The sequence below is a fragment of the Propionicimonas paludicola genome (genome assembly GCF_002563675.1).
Classification (GTDB): Bacteria; Actinomycetota; Actinomycetes; order Propionibacteriales; family Propionibacteriaceae; genus Propionicimonas; species Propionicimonas paludicola.
This window is the reverse complement of record NZ_PDJC01000001.1, coordinates 2,829,025-2,854,384: the sequence shown is the minus strand read 5'-3', so window position 1 is coordinate 2,854,384 and position 25,360 is coordinate 2,829,025. Positions and strand designations below refer to the sequence as shown.

The 25,360-nt window shown below is 69.8% G+C and carries 24 protein-coding genes; 12 read left to right on the top strand and 12 right to left on the bottom strand.

The genetic code is table 11. The annotated features are described in order from the left end of the window. Positions 1–34: 34 nt before the first annotated feature. Both ATK74_RS13185 and ATK74_RS13180 read left to right on the top strand, forming a co-directional pair. The gene (locus tag ATK74_RS13185) at positions 35–781 is read left to right on the top strand and encodes a helix-turn-helix domain-containing protein (protein ID WP_169923860.1); all 747 of its coding nucleotides are present in this window, start codon (positions 35–37) and stop codon (positions 779–781) included. A 103-nt stretch (positions 782–884) separates the two neighbouring features. Beyond that, complete coding sequence (locus tag ATK74_RS13180; RefSeq protein WP_245840936.1) at positions 885–2,222, top strand: DUF4921 family protein; 1,338 nt, start codon at positions 885–887, stop codon at positions 2,220–2,222. 703 nt (positions 2,223–2,925) lie between these two features. Here the strand turns inward: ATK74_RS13180 and ATK74_RS13175 are convergent. Continuing rightward, positions 2,926–3,573 (bottom strand): IMPACT family protein, encoded by a 648-nt coding sequence (locus tag ATK74_RS13175; RefSeq protein WP_245840934.1) that lies wholly within the window; start codon positions 3,571–3,573, stop codon positions 2,926–2,928. A gap of 71 nt (positions 3,574–3,644) precedes the next feature. Here ATK74_RS13175 and purT point away from each other — a divergent pair, with 71 nt between their 5' ends. The 4 genes from purT to ATK74_RS13155 all read left to right on the top strand — a co-directional run bounded on the left by purT (position 3,645) and on the right by ATK74_RS13155 (position 7,530). Then, entirely contained in the window at positions 3,645–4,856 is a 1,212-nt protein-coding gene (gene purT, locus ATK74_RS13170; protein WP_098461468.1) for a formate-dependent phosphoribosylglycinamide formyltransferase, read from the top strand. Between the two features lie 85 nt (positions 4,857–4,941). Continuing rightward, positions 4,942–5,862 carry an ABC transporter ATP-binding protein gene (locus ATK74_RS13165; protein ID WP_098462275.1) on the top strand — a complete coding sequence of 307 codons (921 nt, stop codon included), beginning with the start codon at positions 4,942–4,944 and terminating at the stop codon, positions 5,860–5,862. After that, positions 5,855–6,709, top strand: a complete 855-nt coding sequence (locus ATK74_RS13160) for an ABC transporter permease (protein ID WP_211283381.1) — start codon at positions 5,855–5,857, stop codon at positions 6,707–6,709. The genes ATK74_RS13165 and ATK74_RS13160 overlap by 8 nt, the downstream gene beginning before the upstream one ends. Continuing rightward, on the top strand, positions 6,706–7,530 hold the full coding sequence (locus ATK74_RS13155; RefSeq protein WP_098461467.1) for an ABC transporter permease: 825 nt from the start codon (positions 6,706–6,708) through the stop codon (positions 7,528–7,530). Before ATK74_RS13160 ends, ATK74_RS13155 begins: the two co-directional genes overlap by 4 nt. A gap of 22 nt (positions 7,531–7,552) precedes the next feature. Here ATK74_RS13155 and ATK74_RS13150 read toward each other — a convergent pair whose 3' ends face one another. The 3 genes from ATK74_RS13150 to ATK74_RS15770 all read right to left on the bottom strand — a co-directional run bounded on the left by ATK74_RS13150 (position 7,553) and on the right by ATK74_RS15770 (position 8,831). Then, positions 7,553–7,909, bottom strand: a complete 357-nt coding sequence (locus ATK74_RS13150; protein ID WP_143483677.1) for a hypothetical protein — start codon at positions 7,907–7,909, stop codon at positions 7,553–7,555. Positions 7,910–8,036: 127 nt separating this feature from the next. Continuing rightward, entirely contained in the window at positions 8,037–8,405 is a 369-nt protein-coding gene (locus tag ATK74_RS13145; RefSeq protein WP_098461465.1) for a DUF1129 domain-containing protein, read from the bottom strand. 126 nt (positions 8,406–8,531) lie between these two features. Further along, positions 8,532–8,831, bottom strand: coding sequence for an RNA-binding S4 domain-containing protein (locus ATK74_RS15770; protein WP_098461464.1), 300 nt, complete (start codon positions 8,829–8,831; stop codon positions 8,532–8,534). A gap of 178 nt (positions 8,832–9,009) precedes the next feature. Between ATK74_RS15770 and ATK74_RS13135 the strand changes: the two genes are divergently transcribed. Further along, positions 9,010–9,423 (top strand): MerR family transcriptional regulator, encoded by a 414-nt coding sequence (locus tag ATK74_RS13135; protein WP_098461463.1) that lies wholly within the window; start codon positions 9,010–9,012, stop codon positions 9,421–9,423. After that, positions 9,416–9,838, top strand: a complete 423-nt coding sequence (locus tag ATK74_RS13130) for a carboxymuconolactone decarboxylase family protein (RefSeq protein ID WP_098461462.1) — start codon at positions 9,416–9,418, stop codon at positions 9,836–9,838. The genes ATK74_RS13135 and ATK74_RS13130 overlap by 8 nt, the downstream gene beginning before the upstream one ends. A 3-nt stretch (positions 9,839–9,841) precedes the next feature. On the opposite strand, the gene arr is transcribed toward ATK74_RS13130, so the two are convergent. The 6 genes from arr to ATK74_RS13100 all read right to left on the bottom strand — a co-directional run bounded on the left by arr (position 9,842) and on the right by ATK74_RS13100 (position 17,648). Next, positions 9,842–10,258: an NAD(+)--rifampin ADP-ribosyltransferase gene (arr, locus tag ATK74_RS13125; protein WP_098461461.1), complete on the bottom strand. Its 417-nt coding sequence runs from the start codon at positions 10,256–10,258 to the stop codon at positions 9,842–9,844. 169 nt (positions 10,259–10,427) lie between these two features. After that, positions 10,428–12,542: a RecQ family ATP-dependent DNA helicase gene (locus tag ATK74_RS13120; RefSeq protein WP_211283464.1), complete on the bottom strand. Its 2,115-nt coding sequence runs from the start codon at positions 12,540–12,542 to the stop codon at positions 10,428–10,430. A 56-nt stretch (positions 12,543–12,598) separates the two neighbouring features. Next, the gene (locus ATK74_RS13115; RefSeq protein ID WP_098461459.1) at positions 12,599–13,822 is read right to left on the bottom strand and encodes a WS/DGAT domain-containing protein; all 1,224 of its coding nucleotides are present in this window, start codon (positions 13,820–13,822) and stop codon (positions 12,599–12,601) included. Between the two features lie 6 nt (positions 13,823–13,828). Beyond that, positions 13,829–15,082 carry an endo-1,4-beta-xylanase gene (locus ATK74_RS13110; RefSeq protein ID WP_098461458.1) on the bottom strand — a complete coding sequence of 418 codons (1,254 nt, stop codon included), beginning with the start codon at positions 15,080–15,082 and terminating at the stop codon, positions 13,829–13,831. A gap of 8 nt (positions 15,083–15,090) precedes the next feature. Beyond that, complete coding sequence (mgrA, locus tag ATK74_RS13105; protein WP_098461457.1) at positions 15,091–16,131, bottom strand: L-glyceraldehyde 3-phosphate reductase; 1,041 nt, start codon at positions 16,129–16,131, stop codon at positions 15,091–15,093. Positions 16,132–16,277: 146 nt separating this feature from the next. Further along, positions 16,278–17,648, bottom strand: coding sequence for an L-serine ammonia-lyase (locus ATK74_RS13100; RefSeq protein WP_098461456.1), 1,371 nt, complete (start codon positions 17,646–17,648; stop codon positions 16,278–16,280). Positions 17,649–17,769: 121 nt separating this feature from the next. Between ATK74_RS13100 and ATK74_RS13095 the strand changes: the two genes are divergently transcribed. The 3 genes from ATK74_RS13095 (at position 17,770) to ATK74_RS13085 (ending at position 22,286) form a co-directional block, all read left to right on the top strand. After that, complete coding sequence (locus ATK74_RS13095; RefSeq protein ID WP_098461455.1) at positions 17,770–18,870, top strand: DUF2207 family protein; 1,101 nt, start codon at positions 17,770–17,772, stop codon at positions 18,868–18,870. Positions 18,871–19,101: 231 nt separating this feature from the next. After that, positions 19,102–19,845: an ABC transporter ATP-binding protein gene (locus ATK74_RS13090; RefSeq protein ID WP_098461454.1), complete on the top strand. Its 744-nt coding sequence runs from the start codon at positions 19,102–19,104 to the stop codon at positions 19,843–19,845. Then, positions 19,845–22,286, top strand: a complete 2,442-nt coding sequence (locus tag ATK74_RS13085) for an ABC transporter permease (protein ID WP_098461453.1) — start codon at positions 19,845–19,847, stop codon at positions 22,284–22,286. The genes ATK74_RS13090 and ATK74_RS13085 overlap by 1 nt, the downstream gene beginning before the upstream one ends. A gap of 153 nt (positions 22,287–22,439) precedes the next feature. On the opposite strand, the gene ATK74_RS13080 is transcribed toward ATK74_RS13085, so the two are convergent. Next, positions 22,440–23,357 (bottom strand): phosphotransferase family protein, encoded by a 918-nt coding sequence (locus tag ATK74_RS13080; protein WP_098461452.1) that lies wholly within the window; start codon positions 23,355–23,357, stop codon positions 22,440–22,442. A gap of 121 nt (positions 23,358–23,478) precedes the next feature. Then, entirely contained in the window at positions 23,479–24,774 is a 1,296-nt protein-coding gene (locus ATK74_RS13075) for an MFS transporter (RefSeq protein WP_098461451.1), read from the bottom strand. Positions 24,775–24,876: 102 nt separating this feature from the next. Between ATK74_RS13075 and ATK74_RS13070 the strand changes: the two genes are divergently transcribed. Next, positions 24,877–25,173 (top strand): antibiotic biosynthesis monooxygenase, encoded by a 297-nt coding sequence (locus ATK74_RS13070; protein ID WP_211283380.1) that lies wholly within the window; start codon positions 24,877–24,879, stop codon positions 25,171–25,173. Positions 25,174–25,360 lie beyond the last annotated feature (187 nt).

The window sequence follows — 25,360 nt, the reverse complement described above, 5'->3', positions numbered from 1 at the left end:
CGGTATGTCATACCGAACGGTGTACGATTCACAGGTGAGCAACGAGGACATCGGAGCGGCCACCAAGGCGCTCGCCGAGGCGGTCAGTGCCCTGACCAGGTCGGTGACCAAGAACCTGGGTGAGGTCGGCATGGATGTGAACGCCCAAGTGGCGGGCTCCTTGCGGGCTGCCTCCGAGGAGCTCTCGGCGGCTTCGGCTCGGATCAGCAAGGCGGGGTCGTCCTCGGCGCGGAAGCGTTCGGAACAGACCCGGGCTCGGCTGATCGAGGCCGCCGCCAAGCTGTTCGCCGAGCGGGGCTACGAGGCGGCCAGCCTGGGTGATGTGGCCGCGGAGGCCGGCTTCACCAAGGGAGCGGTCTATGCCAACTTCGCCAGCAAGGAGGACCTGCTGCTCGCCGTGGCCGCCGAGGTCGGCGAGTGCAACCGGGTCTGGCTGGCCGAGAATCACGACAACCCGGACGCGCTGCGCGTCCTGGAGGCCAGCGAGTCGCTCAAGCTCACCCAGGTGCTGGCCATTGAGATCGCCCTCTACGCGGCCCGGCACCCCGAACTGCAGGCCACCATCGTCGAGCTGATGGGCCCCGGCCTGTCCGGCGTGGCCGAGCTGGTCGCCGTCTCCCGGGGACGGGACCGGTCGCAGCCCACCGAGGCTGACCAGGACGACGCCATGGGCATCCTGGCCATCCGGTCCTACGTGCAGCTGATGGCCCCGACCACGGCGGATCCACGCGCCTGGGACGCGGCGTCCCGGCTGATCGGACGGATCCTGGACGGTCGCTGACCACGGCCGAGGATCGCCAGGTGCCGGTGGCTGGGCGCGACGGCGCCGCGCGACTACCCTGATCGCGACAACTACTCGCAATGGGTGAAGGGTTTCTACCGTGGTGCAGCCGTATCTCCGTGATCCGGAGTTCTTGACGCAACTCAAGGACGGCACCACCAAGCAACTCAATCCGTTCAGCGGCACCGAGGTGTGGACCGTGGCCGGCCGCGGGAACCGTCCACTCGGGGTGAGCCTGCCCGATCCGGTCCCGCTGGACGCCGCCCAACACGACCGTCACTGCGCCTTCTGTAACGGCCGCAAGCTCGAGACCCCGCCGGAGAAGTCGCGGGTGGTGCGCCGTCCGGACGGTGCCTGGGAGACCCGCTATCGGACCCCGGCCGAGGAGTTGGACGCCACGGTGGCCGAGTTCCGCCGCATTCCGAACCTGTTCGAGATCCTCAGCTACGACTACTGGCACCTGAACTACGGCTACCAGCTGCCCGACCGGATCCGCGAGCGCCGTGACGCCTACCTGGCTTCGCCGGCCGGCAAGGCCCACGTGCTCTCGGTGGTCGCGGCCAAGCTGGCCGCCAGCGGGCGTACCCCCGACGAGATCGCAGCTCTCGGCGAGGACGAGCGGTTGGAGTACGCGTCCGGGTTCTTCGGCGGTGGCCACGACGTGATCGTGGCCCGCCGGCATTTCGTGGACGGCGCCACCGATAACACTCAGCTGGCTTCGTCGGGCACCCTGACTCCGGACGAGCATCACCAGTTCCAGAAGTTCACCGTGGAGTCGGCAGCCGGGCTGTTCGAGTCGAATCGCTACGCCCGCTACGTGGCGGTGTTCCAGAACTGGCTGCGTCCGGCCGGGGCGTCGTTCGACCATCTGCACAAGCAGCTCGTGGCCATCGACGAGCGTGGCGTCCAGCATGAGCTGGCCATGCAGCGGCTGCGCGCCAACCCGAACATCTACAACGAGTTCGGCCCCAACTACGCCGCCTACAAGAATCTGATCCTGGCCGAGAACGAGTTCGCCATCGCGTTCGCCGGCTTCGGACATCGCTACCCGACCGTGGAGATCTACTCCAAGTCCGAGGCCTGCGACCCGTGGAACCACACCGAGGACGAGCTGCGCGCGGTCTCGGACCTGGTGCACGCCATGCACGCCGCCACCGGGGTGGCCGTGCCCTGCAATGAGGAGTGGCACTACCGTCCGATCGACACCGATCTGCCGATGCCCTGGCGCGTGATGCTGAAGTGGCGGACGTCCACGCTGGCCGGCTTCGAAGGTGCCACCAAGATCTACCTGAACACCATCGACCCTTATGGGCTGCGGGATCGCCTGGTCCCCAAGCTCTGGCAGCTGCGGGACGCCGGTCTGATCGCCGGCTCCCTGCAGATCGCCACCGAGGCCCCCTGCAAGCCCAACCCGCTGCGCTACCGCACCAACCGCTCCTGACCGCTGGGGACGGTTCCGTCGCCGTCCACTCGTTGTGGCCTCTGGGTGCCCGGTGGGGCGGACCATTCTTGAACGTGGTGGTCGGGTCTTCGGGTCGGTTGTGGGTTGTCGGGGGTTGGGTGAGGAAGGGATAGGTTCTGCGAACGGTCCGCCCCACCAGGCTGTCGTTCAGGGATGCCGCCTGAGGTGCGTCTCGGTGGGGACGGTTCCGTTGCCCTCCACTTGTTGTGGCCTCTGGGTGCCCGGTGGGGCGGACCGTTCTTGAACGTGGTGGTTGGGTCTTCGGGTCGGCTGTGGGTTGTTGGGGGTTGGGTGAGGAAGGGATAGGTTCTGCGAACGGTCCGCCCCACCAGGCTGTCGTTCAGGGATGCCGCCTGAGGTGCGTCTCGGTGGGGACGGTTCCGTTGTCGTCCGCTCCGTCGAGCTTCTGGGTGTCCGGTGGGGCGGACCATTCTTGAACGTGGTGGTCGGGTCTTCTGGTCGGTTGTGGGTTGTCGGGGGTTGGGTGAGGAAGGGATAGGTTCTGCGAACGGTCCGCCCCACCAGGCTGTCGTAGCGCCAGGAGCGACCCGGGCAGACCATTCGAAAAACGTATCCTTGTGCCCCGAGTGGCACCTCGGCCGTAGCCGAACGACGTGCCCGGCCACGGAGTTCGAGAATGGTCTGCCCGGGTCGCGACCAGCGGTCGCCTGCGCCGGTCGCCTCAGCGAGGCAGGTCGACCACCCGATCGGCGCCAGGATCGAGGCGCAGCGAGCCGGCCGAGAAGGCGGCCAGATCATCGGCGAACGGGCCGAGTTGAGCCGGGGGGACCAGCACGGTGAAGCGGGCGAACTCGCTCCAAGTGGGCGCCTCCAGCACCCCGCCATGCCCGGACGCCCACTCGCGCAGCCAGTTGTCGGCACGTCCGGCCTCGGCCGCGGGGACGTCCACGCCGACCTCGGTGAGCACGGCCCGACGGACCAGCGAGGCGGCGTCCAATGCCTCGGACACGGCGGATGAGTAGGCCCGGACCAGCCCGCCGGCGCCCAGCAGCACTCCGCCGAAGTAGCGGGTGACAACGGCGACCAGGTCGGTCAGGTGCCGCTGCCGGAGGACTTCCAGCATCGGGACGCCGGCCGTCCCGGACGGCTCGCCGTCGTCGGAGGAACGCTGCTGGTCGGCGTTGCGGCCGACGATCAGCGCCACGCAGTTGTGCCGGGCGTCCCAGTAGTGGCGGCGCAGAGCGGCGATCTCGGCATCGGCCTCGGCCACGCTGAGCACCGGGACGATGGTGGCGATGAACCGGGACTTCTTGATCACCAGCTCGTGCTCGACCCGGGCCGCAATCGTGGACGGCAGCTCGACACTCACTGCGGCAGCGTAACGCGACCGGGCCTGAACGGAGTCGGCGAGCCGGGGCCCGGCACGGCAGGATATGCGCCATGGCATTCACTCCCGGTGTGCTCGGCACTCCCCTGTCTGATTCGGCGACCAAGGTGCTGTTGCTCGGCGCCGGCGAGCTCGGCAAGGAAGTCGCCATCGAGCTCCAGCGGCTGGGCGCCGAAGTGATCGCCGTCGATCGCTACCCGAACGCGCCGGCCATGCAGGTGGCCCATCGCAGCCACGTGGTCGACATGCTGGACGCCGCCGCGCTGCGGGCCGTCCTGGCCGCCGAAGCTCCGGACGTGGTGATCCCCGAGATCGAGGCCATCGCCACGGCCGTCCTGGCTGAGGTGGAGGCCGGCGGCGTCCGGGTGGTGCCCACGGCGCGGGCCACCCAGCTGACCATGGACCGGGAAGGGATCCGCCGGCTGGCCGCCGAGGAGCTCGGCATCCCGACCTCGCCCTATCGATTTGTCGACACGCTGGACGAGCTGACCGAGGCTGTGGACGTCCTCGGCCTGCCCTGCGTGCTGAAGCCGGTGATGTCGTCCTCGGGCAAGGGTCAGTCGGTGCTGCGGACGCCGGAAGACCTGGTCACGGCCTGGGACTACGCACAGTCCGGTTCTCGTACCGGCACCGCGGCCCGGTGCATCGTCGAGGGCTTCGTCCGCTTCGACTCGGAGATCACCCTGCTCACCGTCCGCCACGTCGGCGGCACCGACTTCTGCGACCCGATCGGGCACATCCAGGTGGACGGCGACTACCGCGAGTCCTGGCAGCCGGCTGCGCTGCCGCCTGCCGCGCTGGCCAAGGCCAAGGAGGTGGCTGCGAAGGTCACCGACGCGCTGGGTGGCTGGGGCCTGTTCGGGGTGGAGCTGTTCATCGTCGGTGAGGACGTGCTGTTCTCCGAAGTCAGCCCACGTCCGCACGACACCGGGCTGGTCACCCTGGTCTCCCAGGATCTGTCCGAGTTCGCTCTGCACGCCCGGGCCGTGCTCGGCCTGCCGGCCGGGGGTGGAACCCGCTTGGGCGGGCCGGACGCTCCGGCGGCCGCCTCCTGCGCGGTGCTGGCCGAAGGCACCGGCGTCCCTCGGTTCACCGGCGTGGACGCCGCTCTGGCCGGCCCGACCGCTCAGCTGCGGCTGTTCGGCAAGCCCGCAGTGGCCGGACGACGCCGAGTGGCGGTCACGCTGGCCCGCGGCGCCGACGTCGAGCAGGCCCGGCAGCGAGCCCGGGACTCGGCCGCTGCGCTGAGCGTCCATCTCGACTGAGGTGGCCGGGCAGTTGGTTGAGCCCTGACCAAGGAGTTCCTGGGCTTGGGTGGAGACTGTCGGACCTGATCGATACGGTGATCCGGTGCCTGTCATCGAAGCCCACGCCCTCACCAAAACCTACGGCGAGCTGAACGCGGTCGACGGGATCGACTTCGAGGTCGCGCCGGGGGAGTCGTTCGGCCTGCTCGGGCCCAACGGTGCCGGCAAGTCCACGGCCATGCGAATGATCGGCGGCACCAGCCTGCGCACGTCCGGGACGCTGCTGGTCAACGGCCTCGACCCGGAGGTGCACGGCCCCGAGGTGCGGGCCAGTCTGGGCGTGGTTCCGCAGACCGACAACCTCGATCCCGAGCTCAAGGCCCGGGACAACCTGCTGATGTATGGACGCTACTTCGGCCTGCCCTACTCCTACCTGCGGCCCAAGGCGGCCGAGCTGCTTGAGTTCGCCCAGCTCACCGACAAGGCCAATGAGAAGGTGGACAACCTCTCCGGCGGTATGAAGCGGCGGCTCACCATCGCCCGCTCGCTGATCAACGACCCCAGCGTGCTGCTGCTGGACGAGCCGACCACCGGCCTGGATCCGCAGGCCCGGCACATCCTGTGGGATCGGTTGTTTCGGCTGAAGGAGACCGGGGTCACCTTGATCGTGACCACGCACTTCATGGACGAGGCCGAACAGCTTTGCGATCGCCTGGTGGTGATGGACCACGGCCGGATCGTGGCCGAGGGCAGCCCGGCCTCGCTGATCCGGCAGTACTCCACCCGCGAGGTGCTGGAGCTGCGCTTCGGCTCGGAGCGCAACGCGGCCCTCGTCGACCGGCTGCGCGGCTTCGCCACCCGGATCGAGGCGCTGCCTGATCGCGTCCTGCTGTACACCGAGGACGGTGAGGAGACCCTGGCTGCGGTCCGTCATGACGGGCTGGAGCCGGTGACCTCGCTGGTCCGCCGTTCATCGCTGGAGGACGTGTTCCTGCGGCTGACCGGACGGAGCCTCGTTGAGTGAGTTGACTCTGTCCGTCACGCCGCCCGGCACCGATCGGGTGGCGCGTGCCGCCCGGCAGGCGGCCAAGGTGCGTCGCTGGGGCTGGTGGTACCAGGCCGAATGGCGGCTGTTCAGCATGAAGGCCTACCTGAGTTCGATCTTCGGCTGGGCAGTCCTGGTGCCGCTGCTGTACGTGCTGGCCATGGGTGTCGGTCTGGGTGCCCTGGTGGACGGACGCAGTGGCGGCATCGACGGTGTCCCTTATCTGATCTTCGTGGCGCCCGGGCTGCTGGTCTCCACGGCGGTGATGTCGTTCAGCAACGAGATGATGTTCCCGGTGATGAGCGGCTTCAAGTGGCAGGAGCTGTACTTCGCCCGGGCCGCGACCTCGGGCAGTGCCGGCCAAGTGGCGATCGCCGAGCTGGTCGCCGTGACCATTCGCTCACTAGGTGAATCGGCCATCTTCTGGGTGGTGCTGATCAGTCTGGGGGCCACCAGTGGCGGCTTGTCGGCGCTGATGATCCCGATCGGCGCGCTGTCCGGGCTGGCCCTGGGCGCCCCGATCGCGGCGTACTCGGCGACCCTGGCCAACGAGGGCTTCCAGTTCTCGATGATCCAGCGGTTCGTGCTGAACCCGATGTTCCTGTTCGCCGGCACCTTCTACCCGCTGGCCACGATGCCGATCTACCTGCAGTGGATCGGCTGGATCTCCCCGATGTGGCACGGGACGCAGCTGGCCCGGGCGCTGAGCTTCGGGCTGCCGTTGTCCGGGGCTGAGATCGGGTTCCACCTGGGCTTCCTGGTCCTGGCCGCCACGATCGGCTGCGTCCTGACTGTCCGCAACTTCCGACGGAGGCTGACCAAGTGAGTGCCACCTCTGTGCGTCCGGACGGCGGCGTCCGCGGCTGGTTCGCCGCCAACTCCTCTGGCAACGTTCGCGCTGTCGTCGAGCGCGGCTTCCGGGTGGTCGGCAGCCAGAACTGGGCCATCATCGTGTCCGGCTTCTTCGAGCCGGTGTTGTACCTGCTCAGCATGGGCTACGGGGTCGGTGCCCTGGTCGGTGACGTGACCGGGCCGGGCGGGCGTCCGATCGCCTACGCCGCCTTCATCGCGCCGGCGCTGCTGGCCACGTCCGCCATGAACGGGGCGCTGTACGACTCCACCTGGAATGTGTTCTTCAAGCTGCGCTTCGCCAAGCTCTACCAAGGGATGCTGGCCACCTCGCTCGGCCCGTTGGACGTGGCCGCCGGCGAGATCTTCATGGCCCTGTTCCGCGGCCTGCTTTACGCGTTGGGCTTCACGGCGGTGATCGCCGCGCTGGGCCTGGCCACCAGCTGGTGGGCGCTGGCCATGATCCCGGTGGCGCTGCTGATCGCACTCGGCTTCGCGTCCCTGGGGATGGCGGTGACCAGCTACTTCACCACCTTCCAGCAGATGGATTGGATCAACATCGTGCTGCTGCCGATGTTCCTGTTCTCGGCCACTCTGTTCCCGATCTCGGCGTTCCCGCAGGCCGTGCAGTGGTTCATCATGGCGCTGCCGCTGTGGCACGGCGTCGAGCTGATGCGCCAGCTGTCGGTGGGCCACTTCGAGGCGTCCACTGCCGTCCACCTGAGCTACTTCGTGGCCTTGTCAGTGCTGGGTATCGCCTTCACCACGCGCCGGCTCCGCTCGCTGTTCCTGCGCTGAACCGCACCGGCTGCGCAGTCGCCTATCGGAACTCGATCTCGGGTTCGCCACCGGCGGGCAGTGCCTGGTGGTCCTGCTCTGCGGCGGCAGTCATCGCAGCTCGGAGCGCAGCCAGCTCGGCGCGCTGCTGTGCCAGTTCGTCCTTCAGGCTGCGCTGCCCCTCGAGAACCGCGCTCGCCGCCAACCAGGCGATGATCAGTGCGACCGCGCAGACGGGTAGCGCCAGCTGTGTGATCTCGGCGAGCCCGACGGGGTTCTGCTCGCTGAAGATCGCGCCGTAGTCGGTGTGCCTCAGGAACGCGCCTGCTGCGACCCCGGCGGCAACGACAACAACCACCAAGGTGGTGAGTCCGAGGGCGTCGGCCTTCTTGTTCCGCATGGTCGGAGCGTAGGACACCCTCATCCTTCGCGCCGGAGCACTGCGGCTTTGGCCGCGTTTTGTCACGGCGAGGTTAGCCTCCTGGACCGGCTCAGGGATCGGTCGGGTGGCTCGGCTGGATCGCGCCTTAGCGGTACTCGATCTCGGGTTCGCCCTGGTCAGGCAGCGCATCGTGCTCGGGCGGCGCGCTGGGCCGGTCCTTGATCTCGAGCCGGAGAGCTGCCACTTCGGCGCGCTGCTGCTCGAGTTCTGCCTTCAGGCTGCGTTGCCCCTCAAGGACGGCGATGACCGCGAACCAGGCGGCAACCAACATGATCGCCCCGACGTAGAGGAGAGGCTCGAGCAGGCCGAGGGGGCTCCAAACTGGCGGCTCCGGGTTGAAGAATCTCCTCAGCGGTTGGGTGGCCTCCATTACCCAGCCCAGAATGATGCCGACGGCGATGACGGTGACCAACAGCGTGGTGAGTCCGAGGGCGTCGGCCTTCTTGTTCGGCATGAACGGAGCGTAGGTGTGCAAGACCGCTGGGCGCTGGAGGTTTGCCGAGTTCGGCCGCGATCTGGCCGCTTTCAGGGCGACGAGCTGGACGCGCCCGCGCCGCCGAAGGCTCTCCTGACCGCGGGCCTAGCGGTCGCCCGCGGGCTCGGTGTGCCCGTCCGAGCGTGAGTCACGCAGGGTCGGCCTGAGGAGCCGGCCCCGGCCTCCCGGGTGCACGACGAGCAGCTCCTGGCGTCCCTGCCTAAGGTCAATCTCGACGGTGGAGCCGATGCCGACCTGGCGTCCGCGCCTGGTCTCGACCTCGCCGTCGACCCGGACGGCGCCGTCGATGATCAGCGTCTTGGCCTCTGCGCCGTCGGCGACCAGGTTGGCGAACTTGAGCAGCTGACCTAGGCGAATGGTCTCCTCGCCGATTTCGATCTCCATGCCGCCAGTGTGGACCACTCGCAAGGTTCGCGCCCAGCGGACAGTCCTGGGCCAGACACGGGACCGACCTCTTCGTCTCGCAGGTTGTGCCGATCAGGCGTCCATCGGTCGACCACCACTGGCGATGAGATCGACTAGCGCTTGACTTAGAGCGCGCTCTAGCTTCTAGCCTGCTGGTGTGGCAGAGGACGAGGCAGGGCTCACGATTGCGCAGATGAGCGCGGCGACCGGAGTGACCGCGTACACACTGCGGTACTACGAACGTGCCGAGCTGATCCAGTCGGTTGCGCGGAACTCCGGACGGCAGCGCCGCTACTCGGCGGCGGACGTGGAGTGGGTGAAGTTCCTGCTGCGGCTTCGGGAGACCGGCATGCCGATCGCCCAGATGCGCGAGTACGCGGTGTTGCGGGCACAAGGTCCGATCACGACCGAGCCTCGTCTGCGACTACTCCAGGCGCATCAGGCGAACCTGCACGAGAAGATCGCGCGGTTGCATGCTCACGAGCTGGCATTGGCCAACAAGCTCACGGCCTACCAAGCCGAGCTAGACGCACAACAAGCACACGCGCAGAACGGAGCAGGGGATGACTGAGATGACCGAACGACAGCGGCGCTTCGAGCACGGCAAGGAGGTGCTCGAGGCGATCGACGGGACCGCCGGGGTGAAGGTCATCGACGCGCTCGGGGACATCTCCCCGGAACTGGCCCATCAGGTCGTCGCCTGGGGCTTCGGAGAGATCTACTCTCGTCCGGGCCTCGAACCGCGAGACCGTCAGCTCGTCACTCTCGGGATGCTCACCGCGCTCGGCGGCTGTGAACCGCAGCTGGAGGTACACATCAACGCGTCGCTGAATGTCGGGCTCACCCCGCAGCAGATCGTCGAGGCGCTCCTGCACTCCGCGGTCTATTGCGGCTTCCCGCGGGCCTTGAACGCGACCTTCATCGCCAAGAAGGTCTTCGCCGAGCGCGGTCTGCTGCCAGCCGACGAGCCGGCGGGCAGTCGTTGACGTTCAGTCGTTGATGGCTTCGACGCCTTGGGCCTTGAGTTCGGCCACGTGGTCGAGCATGTGCTGCAGGACCTCCGGTGGGTGTGGCTGCCAGTCGACCACCTCGCCGACCACCTTCAGTGGCTCGCGGGTGCGGTAGGAGCGGGTCGGGTTGCCCTCGAAGCGGGTGTTGGTCAGGTTCGGGTCGTCCTCGAAGGCTCCGACCGGCTCGACTTGGTAGATCCGGCCAGCGCCCTCACCGGCGGCCAGCTCGGCACCCCAGACGGCGGCGTCCATGGTGGCCGTGAAGTAGACGAAGTTGGCGCGGTCACCGCGTCCGAAGTTGGACGCGAAGCCGGGCTCGATGGTGGCGCCGAGCCCGAGGTCGGCTTTCGTGCCGTGGAAGAAGGGTCCTGGGTCCAGCGGTGCGGATGCGTCCATACGGCTCCGATCAGGGTGGAACTGCCAATGTAGTTCGCCGGTGCGGCGTCGTCACGAGGTCTTCGGCGAACCGAGCGGGCCAGGGGGCACAAGCGCGTACCGTGGCCGACCGCCGGGACGCGGTGCGGACGTAACTCGCAACCGACAGCGCGTGTGGCCGAGGGACGGCTCAGGCCACGACGGCCAGAGCGAACGGCAGCACCTCGTCGGCCCCGGCCTCACGCAGCAGCTTCGCGGCCACGGTCAGGGTCCATCGCGAGTCGGCCAGGTCGTCCACCAGCAGCACCGGGCCGTCGAGGCCGGCCAGCGCAGAAGCCAACTCGGGGCTGATCGCGAACCGGCCCCAGACGTCCGCGAGCCGGAAGGCGCTGTTGCCGCCCGGGCCGGACGACTCCGTCCGCACCAGATCGATTGCCCCCAGGTACTGCAGCCGGCCGACCTGGGCCAGCCCGCGGGCCAGGCTGTCCAGGAGCTGTGGACGGCCTGCGGACGGCATGGCCACCACCGCCACCGGCCGACGGTCCCACGGCCACGCCTTGAGTACCTCCACACAGGCGGCGGCGAGCTTCGTCGGCAGCGGGGCGTCCGGTGCGGCGAACAGCGCGCGCAGCTCCGAGCCCCAGCCCAGATCGGTCAGCCGGGCCACCGCACGCCCGGACGCGGCCGACGCATCCGGTGCGATCCGCCCCTTGATGCGGATCCCAAGCCGGTCCATCCCGGTGGGCCACATGGAGCGAGGCTCGATCTCCACGCCGAGCTGGGCGAGCTGTTCCTCGGCCAGCGCCACCTTCGACTCGTCGATGTAGGCGTCGAACCACGACGGCTGCCCGGCCGCGGCCAGGCAGGTGTCGCAGCGCCCGCAGTCGGCGGCGGACGGATCGTCCAACGCCTCCTGGAGGAACCGCATCCGGCACTGGCTGGTCGTCTCGTAGGCGACCATCAGCTGCTGCTCCCGGTCCCGCGCCGCGGCGACCCTTTCGTACCGCTCGGCGTCGTAGCTCCATGGACGCCCCGTCGCCACCCAGCCGCCGGTGACCCGCTGCACCGCGCCTTCGACGTCGAGCACCTTGAGCAGCAACTCCAGCCGCGAGCGGCGAATGTCGACGACGGCCTCCAGCGCCGCCGTCGACAGCGGACGCCCGGCCTCGGCCAGCGCCCCGATCACGGCCTCGGCGCGCTCCTGCTGCGGCATCGACGAGGTGGCGAAGTAGTGCCAGATCTCCGCGTCCTCCCGACCGGGCAGCAGGACCACGTCGGCCCGCTCGGTGGCACGGCCGGCGCGTCCGACCTGCTGGTAGTAGGCGACCGGAGAGGACGGTGCCCCCAGGTGCAGGACGAAGCCGAGATCAGGCTTGTCGAATCCCATTCCCAGGGCGCTGGTGGCGACCAGCGCCTTCACCTCGTTGGCCCGCAGCCTGCCTTCGAGCAGCTCCCGCTCGGCGGTGTCGGTGCGGCCGGTGTAGGCGGCGACCTCGTGGCCGGCCGACCGCAGCGACCGGGCCAGATCCTCTGCGCCGGCCACAGTGAGGGTGTAGATGATGCCGCTGCCCGGCAACTCGGCCAGGTGAGTGTGCAGCCAGGCCAGCCGCTGGACGGGGCTGGCCATCGGCAGCACCCCTAGTCGCAGCGAGTCCCGGGCCAGGCCGCCGCGGAGAGTGAGCACCTCGTGGGGCGAGCCGTCCGCCCCGACGCTCAGCTGCTCGGCCACGTCGGCGACCACCCGGGCATTGGCCGTGGCCGTGGTGGCGAGCACCGGCGTCGACGCCGGGAGGTCGGCCAGCAGATCCTTGATTCGCCGGTAGTCCGGACGGAAGTCGTGGCCCCAGTCGCTGATGCAGTGGGCTTCATCGATGACCAGCAGGCCGCATCTCTCGGCCAGGTCCGGCAGCTGATGCTCGCGGAAGCCCGGGTTGTTCAGCCGCTCCGGGCTGACCAGCAGCAGATCCACGGCATCGGCGCGCAGCGCCTCGCGGACCTCGTCCCACTGGGTCGCGTTCGAGGAGTTCAGGGTCACCGCGCGGATCCCAGCGCGTTCGGCCGCACCGATCTGATCTCGCATCAGCGCGAGCAGCGGGGAGACGATCAGCGTCGGCCCGGCGCCCTCGGCGCGGCGCAGCATGGTGGTCACGAAGTAGACCGCCGACTTGCCCCAGCCGGTGCGCTGGACGACCAGGGCCCGCCGCCGGTCGGCCACCAGCGCCTGGATCGCTTCGGCTTGGCCGTCGCGGAAATCGGCGTCGGGGTTCCCGACCAGCCGCCGCAGCGCGGCGAGGGCATCCAACATCACCGGTCCACCGTACGGGGCATGGCGGACAGTCGCGCATTCAGGCGCGAGCCGGGCTACCGCGTCCGCGTGCGTTGCGGCGATCCGGCGGAGCCGGCCAGTCGGTCGAGGCTGTTGGCCAGGGTGGAGGTCAGGACGTCCTGTTCGGGCCAGACCGAGCGATCCAGCCGGGCGGTGATCCGCAGGGTTCCGGCGTAGCTGACCGCCGCGAAGACCACGGTGACGTTGCCCAGTGCCGGGCTCAGCGCGGTGAGCGAGGTCACCTCGGCGCCCAGCAGGTTCAGCGGCTCGGCCGGGCCGCGCAGGTTGGTGAGCAGGCTGGTGATGGCTCGCTGCCGGCTGAACAGCGGACGGTACCAGCCCAGTCGACCCAGCAGCGCCAGCACGCCGGCGAAGGCGCCGGCACTGGGGAAGCCGTGGGCCAGCAGCTTGCGCCAGCGGGTCCGGCCGGCGATCCGGACGAGCTGAGCGGCGTCATCACGTCCGGCGGGATCGGGGATGGCGACCGCCATGGCGGCCACTTCGTTGCGTCCGACCTGACGACCGGGGTGCGCTTGGCCGGTCACCGGCACGCTGAACACCACCCGTCCCAGCTGTTCGCCGCGGGCGGCGGCCACCGCGCGCAGCGCTTCGGCGGCGGCCAGCAGCAGCGCATCGTTCACCGTTGCGCCGCAGCGTCGGGCCGCGGCCTGCACCGGAGCCAGCGGAGCGTCCACCGTCGCCAGCCGGAAGCCGGCCGTGATCGGGGTGAGCAGGGACGTCTTGGCTACCCCGGCGTTGGCCCCGGCCAGCAGGCCCAGGAAGCCCAGGAACCGGCGGCGCCGGGCGGGCGGCATCGGGACGGTCAGGTCGGCGCCGAGCAATGAGCCGACCACCCCCACGGCAGTCGCGCCGTCGAGCAGGACATGATGGGCGGCGAACAGCAGCGCCGAGGTCTGCGGTCCGCGCAGCAGGATCAGTCGCCAGGCCGGAACTCGGTGGCCGAAGTCGGTGCTGACCAGGTCGGTCGCCGTGCGCAGCGGGTCGGAGGTGGGCACCTCGTAGACGTGATCCTCGACCCGGAGCTCGACGGTCTCCCAGCAGGCCTTCCAGGTGGCCGGTCCGTCGCGGACCACCCGTCGGGCCAGGATCGGCTGGTCGGGCAGCCGTTCGGCGATGAGCGCGCGCAGGGCGTCCAGCTCGATCGGACGATCCAGTTCGGCCACCACGCCGATCAGTCGCGGGTCCGGACCGACGTCGCCGGCCAGTTCGGCGGCGTCCCCGAGGCTGAAGCGCTCCACGGCCGGCTACTCGGATCCAGGCAGGTGGAGGTCGAGCTGGGTCGCGGCGGCGTCCATAGTGAAGCCGGCGGACGCCGCCGCGCCGCTGAGCTGAGCTCGATACTCGCCCAGGAAGCCGCGCACCGCGAGGTAGCCGTCGGTGTCGGTGACCACCCGGGTCGGGGCCAGCCACCACTGGCCCTTGATCAGCTCGTGCAGCGCGTCGAACGACGGCTTCGGGCTGCCGTCGGCCCGGAGCAGTCCGATCGGGGCGCCCAGCCAGGCGTCCGCGTCGGTGATCCCCCAGTAGGTGATCGCGGCCACCGCCGGATGGGCGACCAGCATCCGGTAGTGCCGGACGAGCTCGTCGGCCTGCCGGGCTTCTCCCTCGGCGGTACTCGGCCAGGAGTCGACCACGTAGTCGTTGAGATCGACGATGTGTGCGGGCATCAGCTCGCCGGAGACCAGCGAGGTCTCGGTGAAGTGCAGCGGCAAGCCGAACCGGGAGAACCGCTCCAGGATGTCGGCGAGGTCGTCCTCGCCGCGGAAGCCCTGGTGCATGTGGGTTTGCAGGCCGATGGCGTCGAGCCGCAGTCCGGCACGGAGCAACTCGTCGAGAAGGGCCTCGTAGTCGGCGGACAGGTTGAAGTCATTGATCAGCAAGGTGGCATCCGGGTTGGCCGCTCGGGCCTCATCGAAGGCCAGCCGAGCCATGGCCAGCCGTCCGTTCTGCCTGGCCAGTGGCGTGATCGCGTTGTCCTCGGCGGTGAAGACCGGCATGATCACCAGCTCGTTGATGGCATCCCAGGTGTCGATCAGGCCGGCGAAATCGGAGACCTCGCGCCGGATCCGTCCGCGCAGCCGCTGTTCGACCTCGGCCGGCTCGGCGCCCAGCAGCCACTGCGGAGCCAAGGTGTGCCAGGCCAGCGGATGGCCCTTCACCCGGACGCCGCGGTCGGCGAACCACTGTGCGGCGGCGCGCAGTTCGGCCGTCCGCGGAGCACCCGGCGTCGGCTCGAAATCGCGCCAGTAGAACGGCAGGGTGGCGGTGTTGAACAGGGACAGCCAGCGTTCGGCGAGCTCGGCGTCCCCGGGGCGCGGACGCCCATTGGCCAGCTCGACGAAGTCGAAGCCGAGGTTGCCAAAGCTGAACGCGTGGCTCTGCTGAGCGACGATCAGCTCGGTATCGGCCAGCGGACGCCCGTCCGCGCCAAGCACGCGGAGCCGGACCTCACCCACCCGGTGGGCCAGCGAGGTGTCCGGTGCGGCCACGGTCTCCATCGGCGAACTCAGGCCTGACTAGGCGCAGCCCAGAGGTTGACGCCCCCGTCGACGGCGTGGACGTCGATCGCGGCGAGCTCATCGGCGGTGAAGCCGAGGTTGGCCACGGCACCGACGCTGTCTTCGAGCTGGGCTGGGCTGGAGGCGCCGATCAGCGCCGAGGCGACCCGCGGATCGCGCAGCACCCAGGCGATCGCCAGCTGGGCCAGGCTCTGACCGCGTCCGGCGGCGATCTCGTTCAGCGCCCGGATGTGGGCCAGGTTCTCCTCGGTGAGCAGGTCGGAGCCCAGCGACTTGCCCTGGGTCAGTCGGGAGCCGGCCGGCACCCCGCCCAGGTACTTGTTGGTGAGCATGCCCTGGGCCAGCGGTGAGAAGGCGATCGCGCCCATCCCGGTCTCGGCCAGAGCGTCCAGCAGATCGGCCTCGACCCAGCGGTTCAGCATCGAGTAGGACGGCTGGTGGATCACCAGCGGCGTCCCCAGATCGCGGGCGATCGCCGCGGCCTGACGGGTCCGCTCGCCGGAGTAGGACGAGATGCCGACGTAGCGAGCTTTGCCGCTGCGGACGGCGGTATCCAGTGCACCGATCGTCTCCTCCAGCGGGGTGTCCGGGTCGAACCGGTGGTGGTAGAAGAGATCGACGTAGTCAAGGCCCATTCGCGCCAGCGAGGCGTCCAGCGAGGCCAGCAGGTACTTGCGCGAGCCGAAGTCGCCGTACGGGCCGGGCCACATGTCCCAGCCGGCCTTGGTCGAGATGATCAGCTCATCGCGGAACGGCGCGAAGTCCTCGCGGAAGTGGCGTCCGAAGTTCGTCTCGGCCGAGCCGTAGGGCGGGCCGTAGTTGTTGGCCAGGTCGAAGTGAGTGATCCCCAGCTCGAAGGCCCGGCGCAGGATGGCCCGCTGGTTGGCGAAGGGGACGTCGTCGCCGAAGTTGTGCCACAGCCCCAGCGAGATGGCCGGCAGCTTCAGCCCGCTGTGGCCCAGCTTGCGGTAGGGCATCCGTCCGTCGTAGCGGTTCGGATCGGGGGCATATGGCTCGAGCAGCGGCATCGCGGACGTCCTTTCAGGCGGAGCCCCAATCTATCGCCGCCGAGTTGCTCGGCCCACTGCCTCAGGGCCGGCAATGAGGTGTCGTCGCACGGCCCTTGTGATCGGGTCCGACCCGGGGCGAGCCGTCCCCTCCTGCAGTGACAGCTTCAGCACTCGATGACGTTGAGGGCGAGGCCGCCGCGGGCGGTCTCCTTGTACTTCACGCTCATGTCGGCGCCGGTCTGGCGCATGGTCTTCAGCACCGAATCCAGGCTGACGATGTGGTGCCCGTCGCCGCGCAGCGCCGTCCGGGCGGCCGTGACCGCCTTCACCGCGGCGATCGCGTTGCGCTCGATGCAGGGGATCTGGACGAGTCCGCCGACCGGGTCGCAGGTCAGACCGAGGTTGTGCTCCATCCCGATCTCGGCGGCATTCTCAATCTGACCAGGGGTTCCGCCAAGGACGGACGCCATTCCCGCGGCCGCCATAGAACAGGCCGCGCCGATCTCGCCCTGGCAGCCGACCTCGGCGCCGCTGATCGAGGCCAGCTCCTTGATCACCACGCCGACCGCCCCGGCGGTGAGTAGGAAGCGGATCACTCCGGCGTCGTCGGAGCCGCCCATGAAGCGCCGGTAGTACATCAGGACGGCCGGGACGACCCCGGCTGCGCCGTTGGTGGGGGCGGTGACCACTCGTCCGCCGGCGGCGTTCTCTTCGTTCACGGCCAGCGCGTAGAGGGTGATCCAGTCCATGCCGCGCAGCGGGTCGGTGGTGTCGGTCTCCACCTGCAGCCGGTGCAGCAGCTCCGGGGCCCGGCGCCGCACCTTGAGCCCGCCGGGCAGGACGCCTTCGGTCTGCAGGCCGTGATGGATGCACTCGGACATCACCTGCCACAGCTGCAACAACCCGGCATCGATCTCGGCGTCGGTGCGCCACACCCGCTCGTTCTCGCGCATCAGCCGGGCCGGCGAGAAACCGGTCTCCTGGCAGTGCGCCAGCAACTCGACGCCACTGCTGAATGGGTAGGGAACCACGGTCTGATCAGGGGCGATGGACGCTCCCGCCTCGGTCTCGGTGCGGACGAAGCCGCCCCCGATCGAGTAGTAGTCGCGGCTGACCAGCAGCTCGCCGGACGCGTCCAGGGCGGTGAACCGCATCCCGTTGGAGTGCAGCGGCAGCGACTTGCGGCGGTGCAGCACGACGTCGGCATCCGGGTCGAAGCCGATCGTGGCGCCGCAGGAGAGGCTGAGCTGCCGACGATCCCGACAGCCGGCCAGCAGCGGAGCCGCCGAGGCCGGGTCGACGGTCTGTGGGTCGGCGCCGGTCAGGCCCAGCAGGACGGCCGGGACGCTGCCGTGGCCGTGCCCGGTCGCGCCCAAGGAGCCGAACAGCTCGACCCGCACCGAGGCGACCTGGGTGGCCAGGCCGTCCGTCCCCAGCGAGGCGGCGAACGCGGACGCGGCCTTCATCGGGCCGACGGTGTGCGAGGAGGACGGGCCGATGCCGACCCGGAACAAGTCAAAGACGCTCAGCGCCATGGCTTGACCATAGCCGCCCGGGGCCTGTCTTCCGCTATCGCGAGGGGGTCGGGCATTACCGACTGCTTCCGGGATCGGGCGTGAGCCAGCACCGCCTGGCCAGGTGCGCGATGATGAAGCCATGGATGTCGTGCTTGCGGCAATGGTGGTGCTGGCTTCGACGATCGCGGCAGTGCTGACCCGCAGCCAGGCTCGTGATCAGAGTTATCAAGGGATCCCTGCCGGCGAACTGCCTGCGCCCGGGGCGTCGACCGCGGTTCAGTTCGTGGATCGGATCGCGGTGCCGGAGCGGCCTCGTCCGATTCCGCCGGACGACCTGAGCCCGGCCCTGACCGGCGTTGTCGTGGACGGACGCGCCGACCCGATCGAGGTGGCCGCCACTCTGATCGACCTGGCCGGTCGCGGCCGACTGACCGTCACCGAGCGTCCGGCCGGGCCGGACAGTGAACTGAGTTCGGACTGGCTGTTCAGCCGGGTCGGGCCCGGGCCGGAGCCGACCGAGGACGAGTCCGTCGAGCACGTCCCTGCTTCCGCGGACGATGCGCTGCTCGAGGTGCTGTTCAGCACAGGCGGCGAGGTGGCCCTCAGTGAGCTGTCGCTCGACCAGCGCCGGGAGCTGAACCAGGTGACCGACCAGTTGCTGCGCGAGGCCGAGCGGCGACGCTGGTTCCGTCGGCTGACCCACTCGGCCGACACCTCGTTGCGGTTGGCCGGGCCGGTCCTGCTGCTGCTCGGTGCGGTCGCCATCGTGATGCTCGGCCTGCCCTGGTTCGGGGCCGGGCTGATGGTGTCCGGGGTGGTCTTCTGGGTGCTCACCCAGGGGTTGCCCAACCCTCCGGTGACCGCGGACGGCTACGCGCTGCGGGTCCAGGCCATCGGCTTCCGGAACTGGCTGAACCGGGTGGAGGCCGACCTCCAGGCCGAGGTTCCGGTCGAGGACCAGGTGGGCTATCTGCCCTATGCCATGGTGTTGGACGCTGTCGAGCCGTGGCGGACCGGCCTGGCTCAGGCCGCCGGGACGTCGACACCGGACGGTTTCGGCTGGTTGACCCCGCTCGCCACGGACGGACGGCTGCTGGCCGCCGACGGTGCCATCCCGCGGCTGATCGCCGACCTGGCCACGCAGCTGGTCGCCCCCCGCTCGATCTCGTCGGTCGCCACCGGGGCCAACCTGATTCCGCAGGAGCCGTCGCCGGCCGCCTCGGATCGTCCCCGTTCCTGATCGTCCGACCGGTCCGCAGACCGATCGCACCCCGGCCGGCTGAGACCGGGGAGGTAGTGGTCGTCGGGTGATATCTCGTCCCTGCGGACGAGCCGCTGTGCCGACCGGGAGGACGCGTCGCGCCGGGCCTCACACCTAGCGTGAAGGCATGCTCACAACCATCCCGACAAGGTCGGCGTCGCGCCGGCCTGCTCGTTCCGATGCCCTCATCGTTGGCCAAGGGGCCCAGCGATGACCGCAACCGTCGCCGTCGACCACGTGGTCGCCGCGCAGTCCCTGACCAAGGTCTATCGCAGCGGTGAGGCCGCCGTGCACGCGCTGGACGGTGTCGATCTCGGCTTCGTCCGCGGCTCGTTCGCCGCCATCATGGGCCCGTCCGGCTCCGGCAAGTCGACCCTGATGCACTGCCTGGCCGGGCTGGACCGTCCCACCTCCGGCGAAGTGCTGATCGATGGACGCCGACTGTCCGGCCTCAGCGATCGCGAGCTGACCCGGGTCCGCCGCGATCAGGTCGGCTTCGTCTTCCAGGCCTTCAACCTGCTGCCCACCCTCACCGCTGAGCAGAACATCATGCTGCCGCTGGAGCTGTCCGGACGCCGGGCCGATCCGGAGACCTTCGCCAACCTGGTCGACTCGCTGCGACTGGGCGACCGGCTGAACCACCTGCCGTCCCAGCTGTCCGGCGGCCAGCAGCAGCGGGTGGCGATCGCCCGCGCGCTGATCGGCGCACCCTCAGTTGTCTTCGCCGACGAGCCCACCGGGGCTTTGGACTCCCGAGCCAGCCAGCAGCTGCTGGACTACCTGCGGCACACCAGCCAGGTGCTGGGCCAGACCATCGTGATGGTCACCCACGACCCGAACGCGGCCGCGTACGCCGACCGCACCGTCCTGCTCTCGGACGGCCGGGTGGTGGACGATCTGTCCGCGCCGAGCGCGGACACCATCTTGGCCACCATGAAGCGCTGGGGGTCCTGATGTTGCGTCAGGCCTGGTCAGAGGTGCGTCGTCACCCTGGCCGGTTCATCTCCACGATGCTGGCCATTGCGATCAGCGTGGCGTTCTTGGCCGGCTCGTCGGTCCTGGTCGCCACCGAAGCACAGGCCCAGGGCAAGGCCGCCAACTTGGCGATCGCCAAGGCCGACCTCGTGGTGAGCGCCAAGGACGAGCCGGTCCCCGGACTGGCCGCCGTGATCGCCCGGGTGCCCGGGGTGGGCATCGTCAACCCGGTCGCGGCGTCCAGCGAGGTGGTCACCAACGGTGCGGTCTCCCAGCTGCTGCAGCTGTTCGTCCCGCCGCCGGAGCCGCTGCGCTGGTCGAAGCTGGTGGACGGCCGCTGGCCGACCGGCGCCGACGACATCGCGCTCAGCTCGGCCGTGGCCCGCTCACTGAACGTCGGGATCGGCCAGAGCATCCGGGTGGCTGGACGAGACACCAAGCTGACCGTGGTCGGCCTGACCGATGAGCCGGCCGGCATGTTCGTCAAGACCGGCTACACCTCGATGGCCCGGCTGTCCCAGGACGGCTGGACCGAGGACAGCGCCGTGGAGTGGGCGATCAGCCTGGTGCCCGGAGCGAACCTCGATCAGGTGCTGGACGCACTGAACGCCGAGCTGGCCACCGCCGCACCGAAGGCCAAGGCCGAGTCGGCGCAGGTGGTTCGGGATCGACAGGCCTCCCGCGTGGCCGGCGACATGGACGCCTTCAATGTGGTGCTCTGGGTGGGCGCGGCGGCGTCCGTGGTGGTCGGGATGATCACCATCGCCAACACCTTCACGATCACCTTGGCCCAGCGGCGTCGCCAGATCGGGCTGCTCCGCGCCGTCGGGGCCAGTGCCGCCCAGGTGCGGACGCGGTTCCTGGCCGAGGCCGCGCTACTCGGTGTGATCGGCTCGCTGATCGGCACCCTGGCCGGGATCGGGATCGCCGTCGGGATCACCGCCTGGTCGACCGCCCTCTACTGGGGGCTGGCCCTGCCCTGGCCGCGGATGGCCCTGGCCTTCGGGATCGGCGTACTGGTGGCGGTGGTGGCAGCCATCGTGCCGGTGATGCGTGGCACCAAGGTGGCCCCGGTCGAAGCGCTGCAGCCGGAGCTGTCGGTGGACGAGCGGAAGCGCGCCGGAGTGGTCCGCGCCGTGATCTGTGGGCTGCTGTTCGTGGCCGGGCTCGGCCTCGCGGCCTTCTCGGTCAGCCGTTCGGATCCGAACGCCCTGATCTACGCCATCGGGGCGGCAACCCTGATCTCGCTAGGGGTGTTGTTCGGTGGGTCGCTGTTCGTTCCGGGGCTGCTGCGGCTGCTCGGACGCGGCGTCCGCCGGTTCGGCACCGTGCCGCTGTTGGCCGCGAACAACACCGAGCGCAACCCGCGCCGGGCGACCGCCACGGCGACCGCGCTGATGCTGGCGGTCGGCCTGGTGGTCACCATGCAGGTCACCACGGCGAGCCTCCGGGCCAGCGTGCTGGGCGAACTCGAAGTGCGGTTCCCGGTGGATCTCCAAGTGGCCTGGCGGGATGGCGACGGGAACCCGACCACGGTCCCGGCGGACGTTCGGCAGCAGCTGGCCGCAGTCTCCGGGGTCACCGACACCGTCGAACTGTCCGCCGGACTGGCCCAGCTGGGCCAGAACGACGGTCGGCAGGTCACCTTGCTGGGCGCTGCACCGAAGGTGCCGTCGGTGGTCGGGGTTCCGGTGGCCGTCGACGATCAGCGGGTCCTGGTTCCCCCGTCGATGGCCAAGGAGTTGCCGGCCAACCTCGAGGTCAAGGGATCGTCCGGTTCGGTCAAGCTGCAAGTGGTCGGCTCGAAGGTGGTCGCCGACGGTCAGGCCATGGTCTCGGCCGCGAACTTGACCAAGATCACCAAGGCCGCTCCGGCCGCCGTCGTCTGGTTGTCGGTGCCCGATCGCAGTCAGGCGCTGAGCGTCCTGGTCGGGGTCAATGAGGCGGCCGGTGATCAGAACCGGGTGACCGGCTCGCTGGTCGAAGCGTCGGCTTACGAGTCGGTGATGAACCTGCTGGTGGCGATCACCACCGGGCTGCTCGGGGTGGCGGTCGTGATTGCGCTGATCGGGGTCTCGAACACGCTGGGGCTGTCGGTGCTGGAACGCACCCGGGAGTCCGGGCTGCTCCGAGCGCTGGGGCTGCAGGCAACCTCGCTACGGGCCATGCTCACCATCGAGGCGCTCGAGGTGGCCGTGATCGGGGTGCTGGTCGGGACGGTGGCCGGGGCCGGCTTCGGCTGGCTGGCGATCGCTGCGCTGGGCCGCGCGTCCGGGATCGACGAGATCAGCTACGCGATCGACGGCCCGCAGACCCTCGGCATGCTGGCTATCGCGGTGCTGGCCGCCGCCTTGGCCTCCTACCTGCCCGGACGCCGGGCGGCCAAGACCGCGCCGACCGAGGCGCTGGCCGAGTTGTAGGACTCCGGGCCCCGTGTCTGGACGGGCGTTGACCAGGCCGGACGGCGCCCGTCAGGGGCCCGAGGTGGATGGTGGCGGCGCCGGGGAGACCCGGCGCCGCTGCTGCGTCCGCCCGGGTGGGGACGGTTCCATGACCGCTGGCGAGCCGGACGATCAGCGCTGGCTGAGCCGCTGGCAGGCCTCCAGCAGAGCAAAGGTGGCCGTCGAGTCCTGCCCGGAGCGCAGTTGCTGCGCAGCGGCGATCACCATGGACGCCTGGGTCGGCAGCAGCAGGCTCGGCCACGGGTCCCCGTCGGCCGGGATCGCCGGACCGCCGGCCTCCCGGTAGGCGGCGATGAACTCGTCCCAGTCCTGGTCAGGCAGCAGCCCGGCGGCATTGAAGCCGGCTGCCCGGGACAGGTCCCAGGCCGGATCTCCGACGCCGAAGTCATCGACGTCGAGCAGCTTCCAGCTGCTGCGCAGCGGGGTGTGCCCGAGTTGGCCGAGGTGGAAGTCGCCGTGCGCCAAGGTGGTCATGGCCGGGGTGGCCAGCCGCTCGGCGAGCGCCTCACCGAGTTCGGCCAGCCAGGCCAACTCGGTGGGCCCCTCGCTGGTCAGCCAGCGAACCGTCCGGGCCAGCCGGTTGTGGCCGCCGAGCCGCGGCGGGTCGTCGGCGATCGGCATAGCGTGCAACTTGGCCAGCAGCCGGCCGGCGTCCTGCCACGGCGGACGATCGATGCTGGCCAGCACCGTCACCCGAGGCCAGACCGTCGCCAGCCGTCCGTTCGGGGCGTCGATCGGACGGTAGATCAGCGGCTGGATCCAGAGCCGGTCGATGTCCGGCCCGCCGATGCAGTGCAACCGCCGGATGAGCCGCTCGCGGTCGGTGAACCGTCCGTGCACCTTCACGATCACTCCGGCGCAGATGTAGACCTGGGCCGGCTCCGGCGCGACCGGACGGGTGGGCAGGCCGCGGGTGATCAGAGGCACCACCGGAGTGGTGCTGGTGACCCGCGGATCCTGAGCATTGGAGACTTCCCGGATCCAGCTGGCCAGCGCTTCGGACGGGCGGTTCGGCTCGCTCGTCGGCATGGGCGCCAGCCTTCCGGTCGGTCAGGGAACGGCCGCGACCGCGGCGCCGAACCAGATTAGCGCGCAGGGCCGTCCGCGCCGAGGGGTCAATTGCTGACGCGGACCGGCGGGGCAGCGACGATCAGTCGGCGACCAGCGGGTCGGTGGCCAGCGGAGCCGAGGGCAGCGGCGCGATCTCGTCCGATGCGGCCGGGGCGAGCCGGGAGCGCAGCTGGCGCACCTCGGGGAAGGCCAGCGCGAAGCTCATGGTCCCGAGGGCCAGCAGGCCGGTGACCAGCAGCGGCAGATGGACCCCGAAAGCCAGCGTGGCCGGGCCGGCCAGCAGCAGACCGACCGGGCCGAGCATCAGCGAGCCGAGCGCGTCGTAGGACGCCACCCGAGACAGCGCCTCCGGCGGCACCTCGTTCTGCATGGTGGTCAGCCAGAGCACACCGAACAGCTCGAAGCCGATCCCCTGCAGCCCCATGGCTCCGGTGACCATCCACAGCGGGGCCGAGACGGCCAACAGGATCGGGGGCAGCGCGGCGGTTCCGGTGAGTAGCGTCCCGACCAGGATCGGACGCTGCGGGTGCCAGGCCAGCGAGATGGCCACGCCGATCATGGCGCCGACCGCTTCGCCGGCCAGGATCACCGTCCAGGCGGCCGCCCCACCGAGTTCCTGCTCAGCAACGACCGGGCCGAGCACGCCGTGCGCAGCCTGCAGGGCCAGGATCAGCACCGACCACTGGACGACGCAGACCCACAGCCACTGCCGGGACTTGAACTCCCCCCAGCCCTCGACCAGCTGCCGGATCGGGTGATCCTCGGCGCCGGCCAGGGTGCCAGTGAGCCGGGGCAGCCGCATCATCAGCAGGCCGGACAGGGCGAATAGGCTGCCGGCGGTGACCATGGCCCAGCCGCCGCCCAGCCAAACCACCACGGCACCGGCGGCGACCAGCCCGGCCAGCCGGGCCACCGAGGCGCCCATGGCCAGCCACGAGTTGGCCGGCTGCAGCATGTCCTCGCTGACCAGGTCGGGAATGATCCCGCTGAGCGCGGGGTAGATCAGGGCACTGGACATGCCGGCGATCGCTGCCGCCAGACTGAGCAGGGCGATCGGGGCGAAGCCGGTGAGCAGCATCACGCCGATGGCACCCCAGCCGAGGGCGGCCAGCAGTTCGCCGGTGAGCAGCACCAGCCGACGCGGGTAGCGGTCGGCGATCACGCCACCGACCAGCATGAACACCACCATCGGCAACGTCTGCGCGGCCAGCACGATCGAGAGCGTCGCCGGACCACCGTCGGGCAGCTGCAACAGGCCGAACGCGAGCGCCACCGGCGAGAAGGCCATCCCCAGCATCGAGGTGGTGCGGCCAGCCAGCAGCATCACGAACGGACGGTTCGCGAGCAGCGTGGTTGCCTGCTGGCTGGGGGACATGATTCCTCGACTCGGTGAATGGGCAGCCTTCCATGCTGGCACCAGTCGTCTTCGCTGGCAAATCCCCTGGTTGCGGTGGCTGACTAGGGGTTGAATGGAGCCATGTTGATCGTGCAGGTGCAAGTACAGGTCGTTCCCGACGGAGTGGACGCCTTCATCGAGGCCACCAAGGCCAACGCCGCCGGCTCTCGGCAGGAGCCCGGAGTCGTCCGATTCGATGCGATCCAGGAGGTGGACGACCCGTCCCGCTTCGTCCTGATTGAGGCCTACCGGGACGAGCAGGCGGCCGCCGACCACAAGCTCACCGCGCACTACGCCACCTGGCGCGATGCCGTGGCTCCACTGATGGCGGCGCCGCGAACCTCGGTGAAGTACACCGACATCGACTACCCCGGCTGAGTCATCAAACGCCCGCTCTGAGGGCCGTCCCGGGCGGATCGTTCTCGACCTCCGTGGTCGGGTGTGGTGTTCGGGTTCGGCCTGGGTGGGGTTCGGGGTGAAGGGATACGGTCTTCGAACCATCCGCCCGAGCCGGCTTGCTGTCGGAGCGTGAGCCCGGGCCGTCCCGGGCGGATCGTTCTCGACC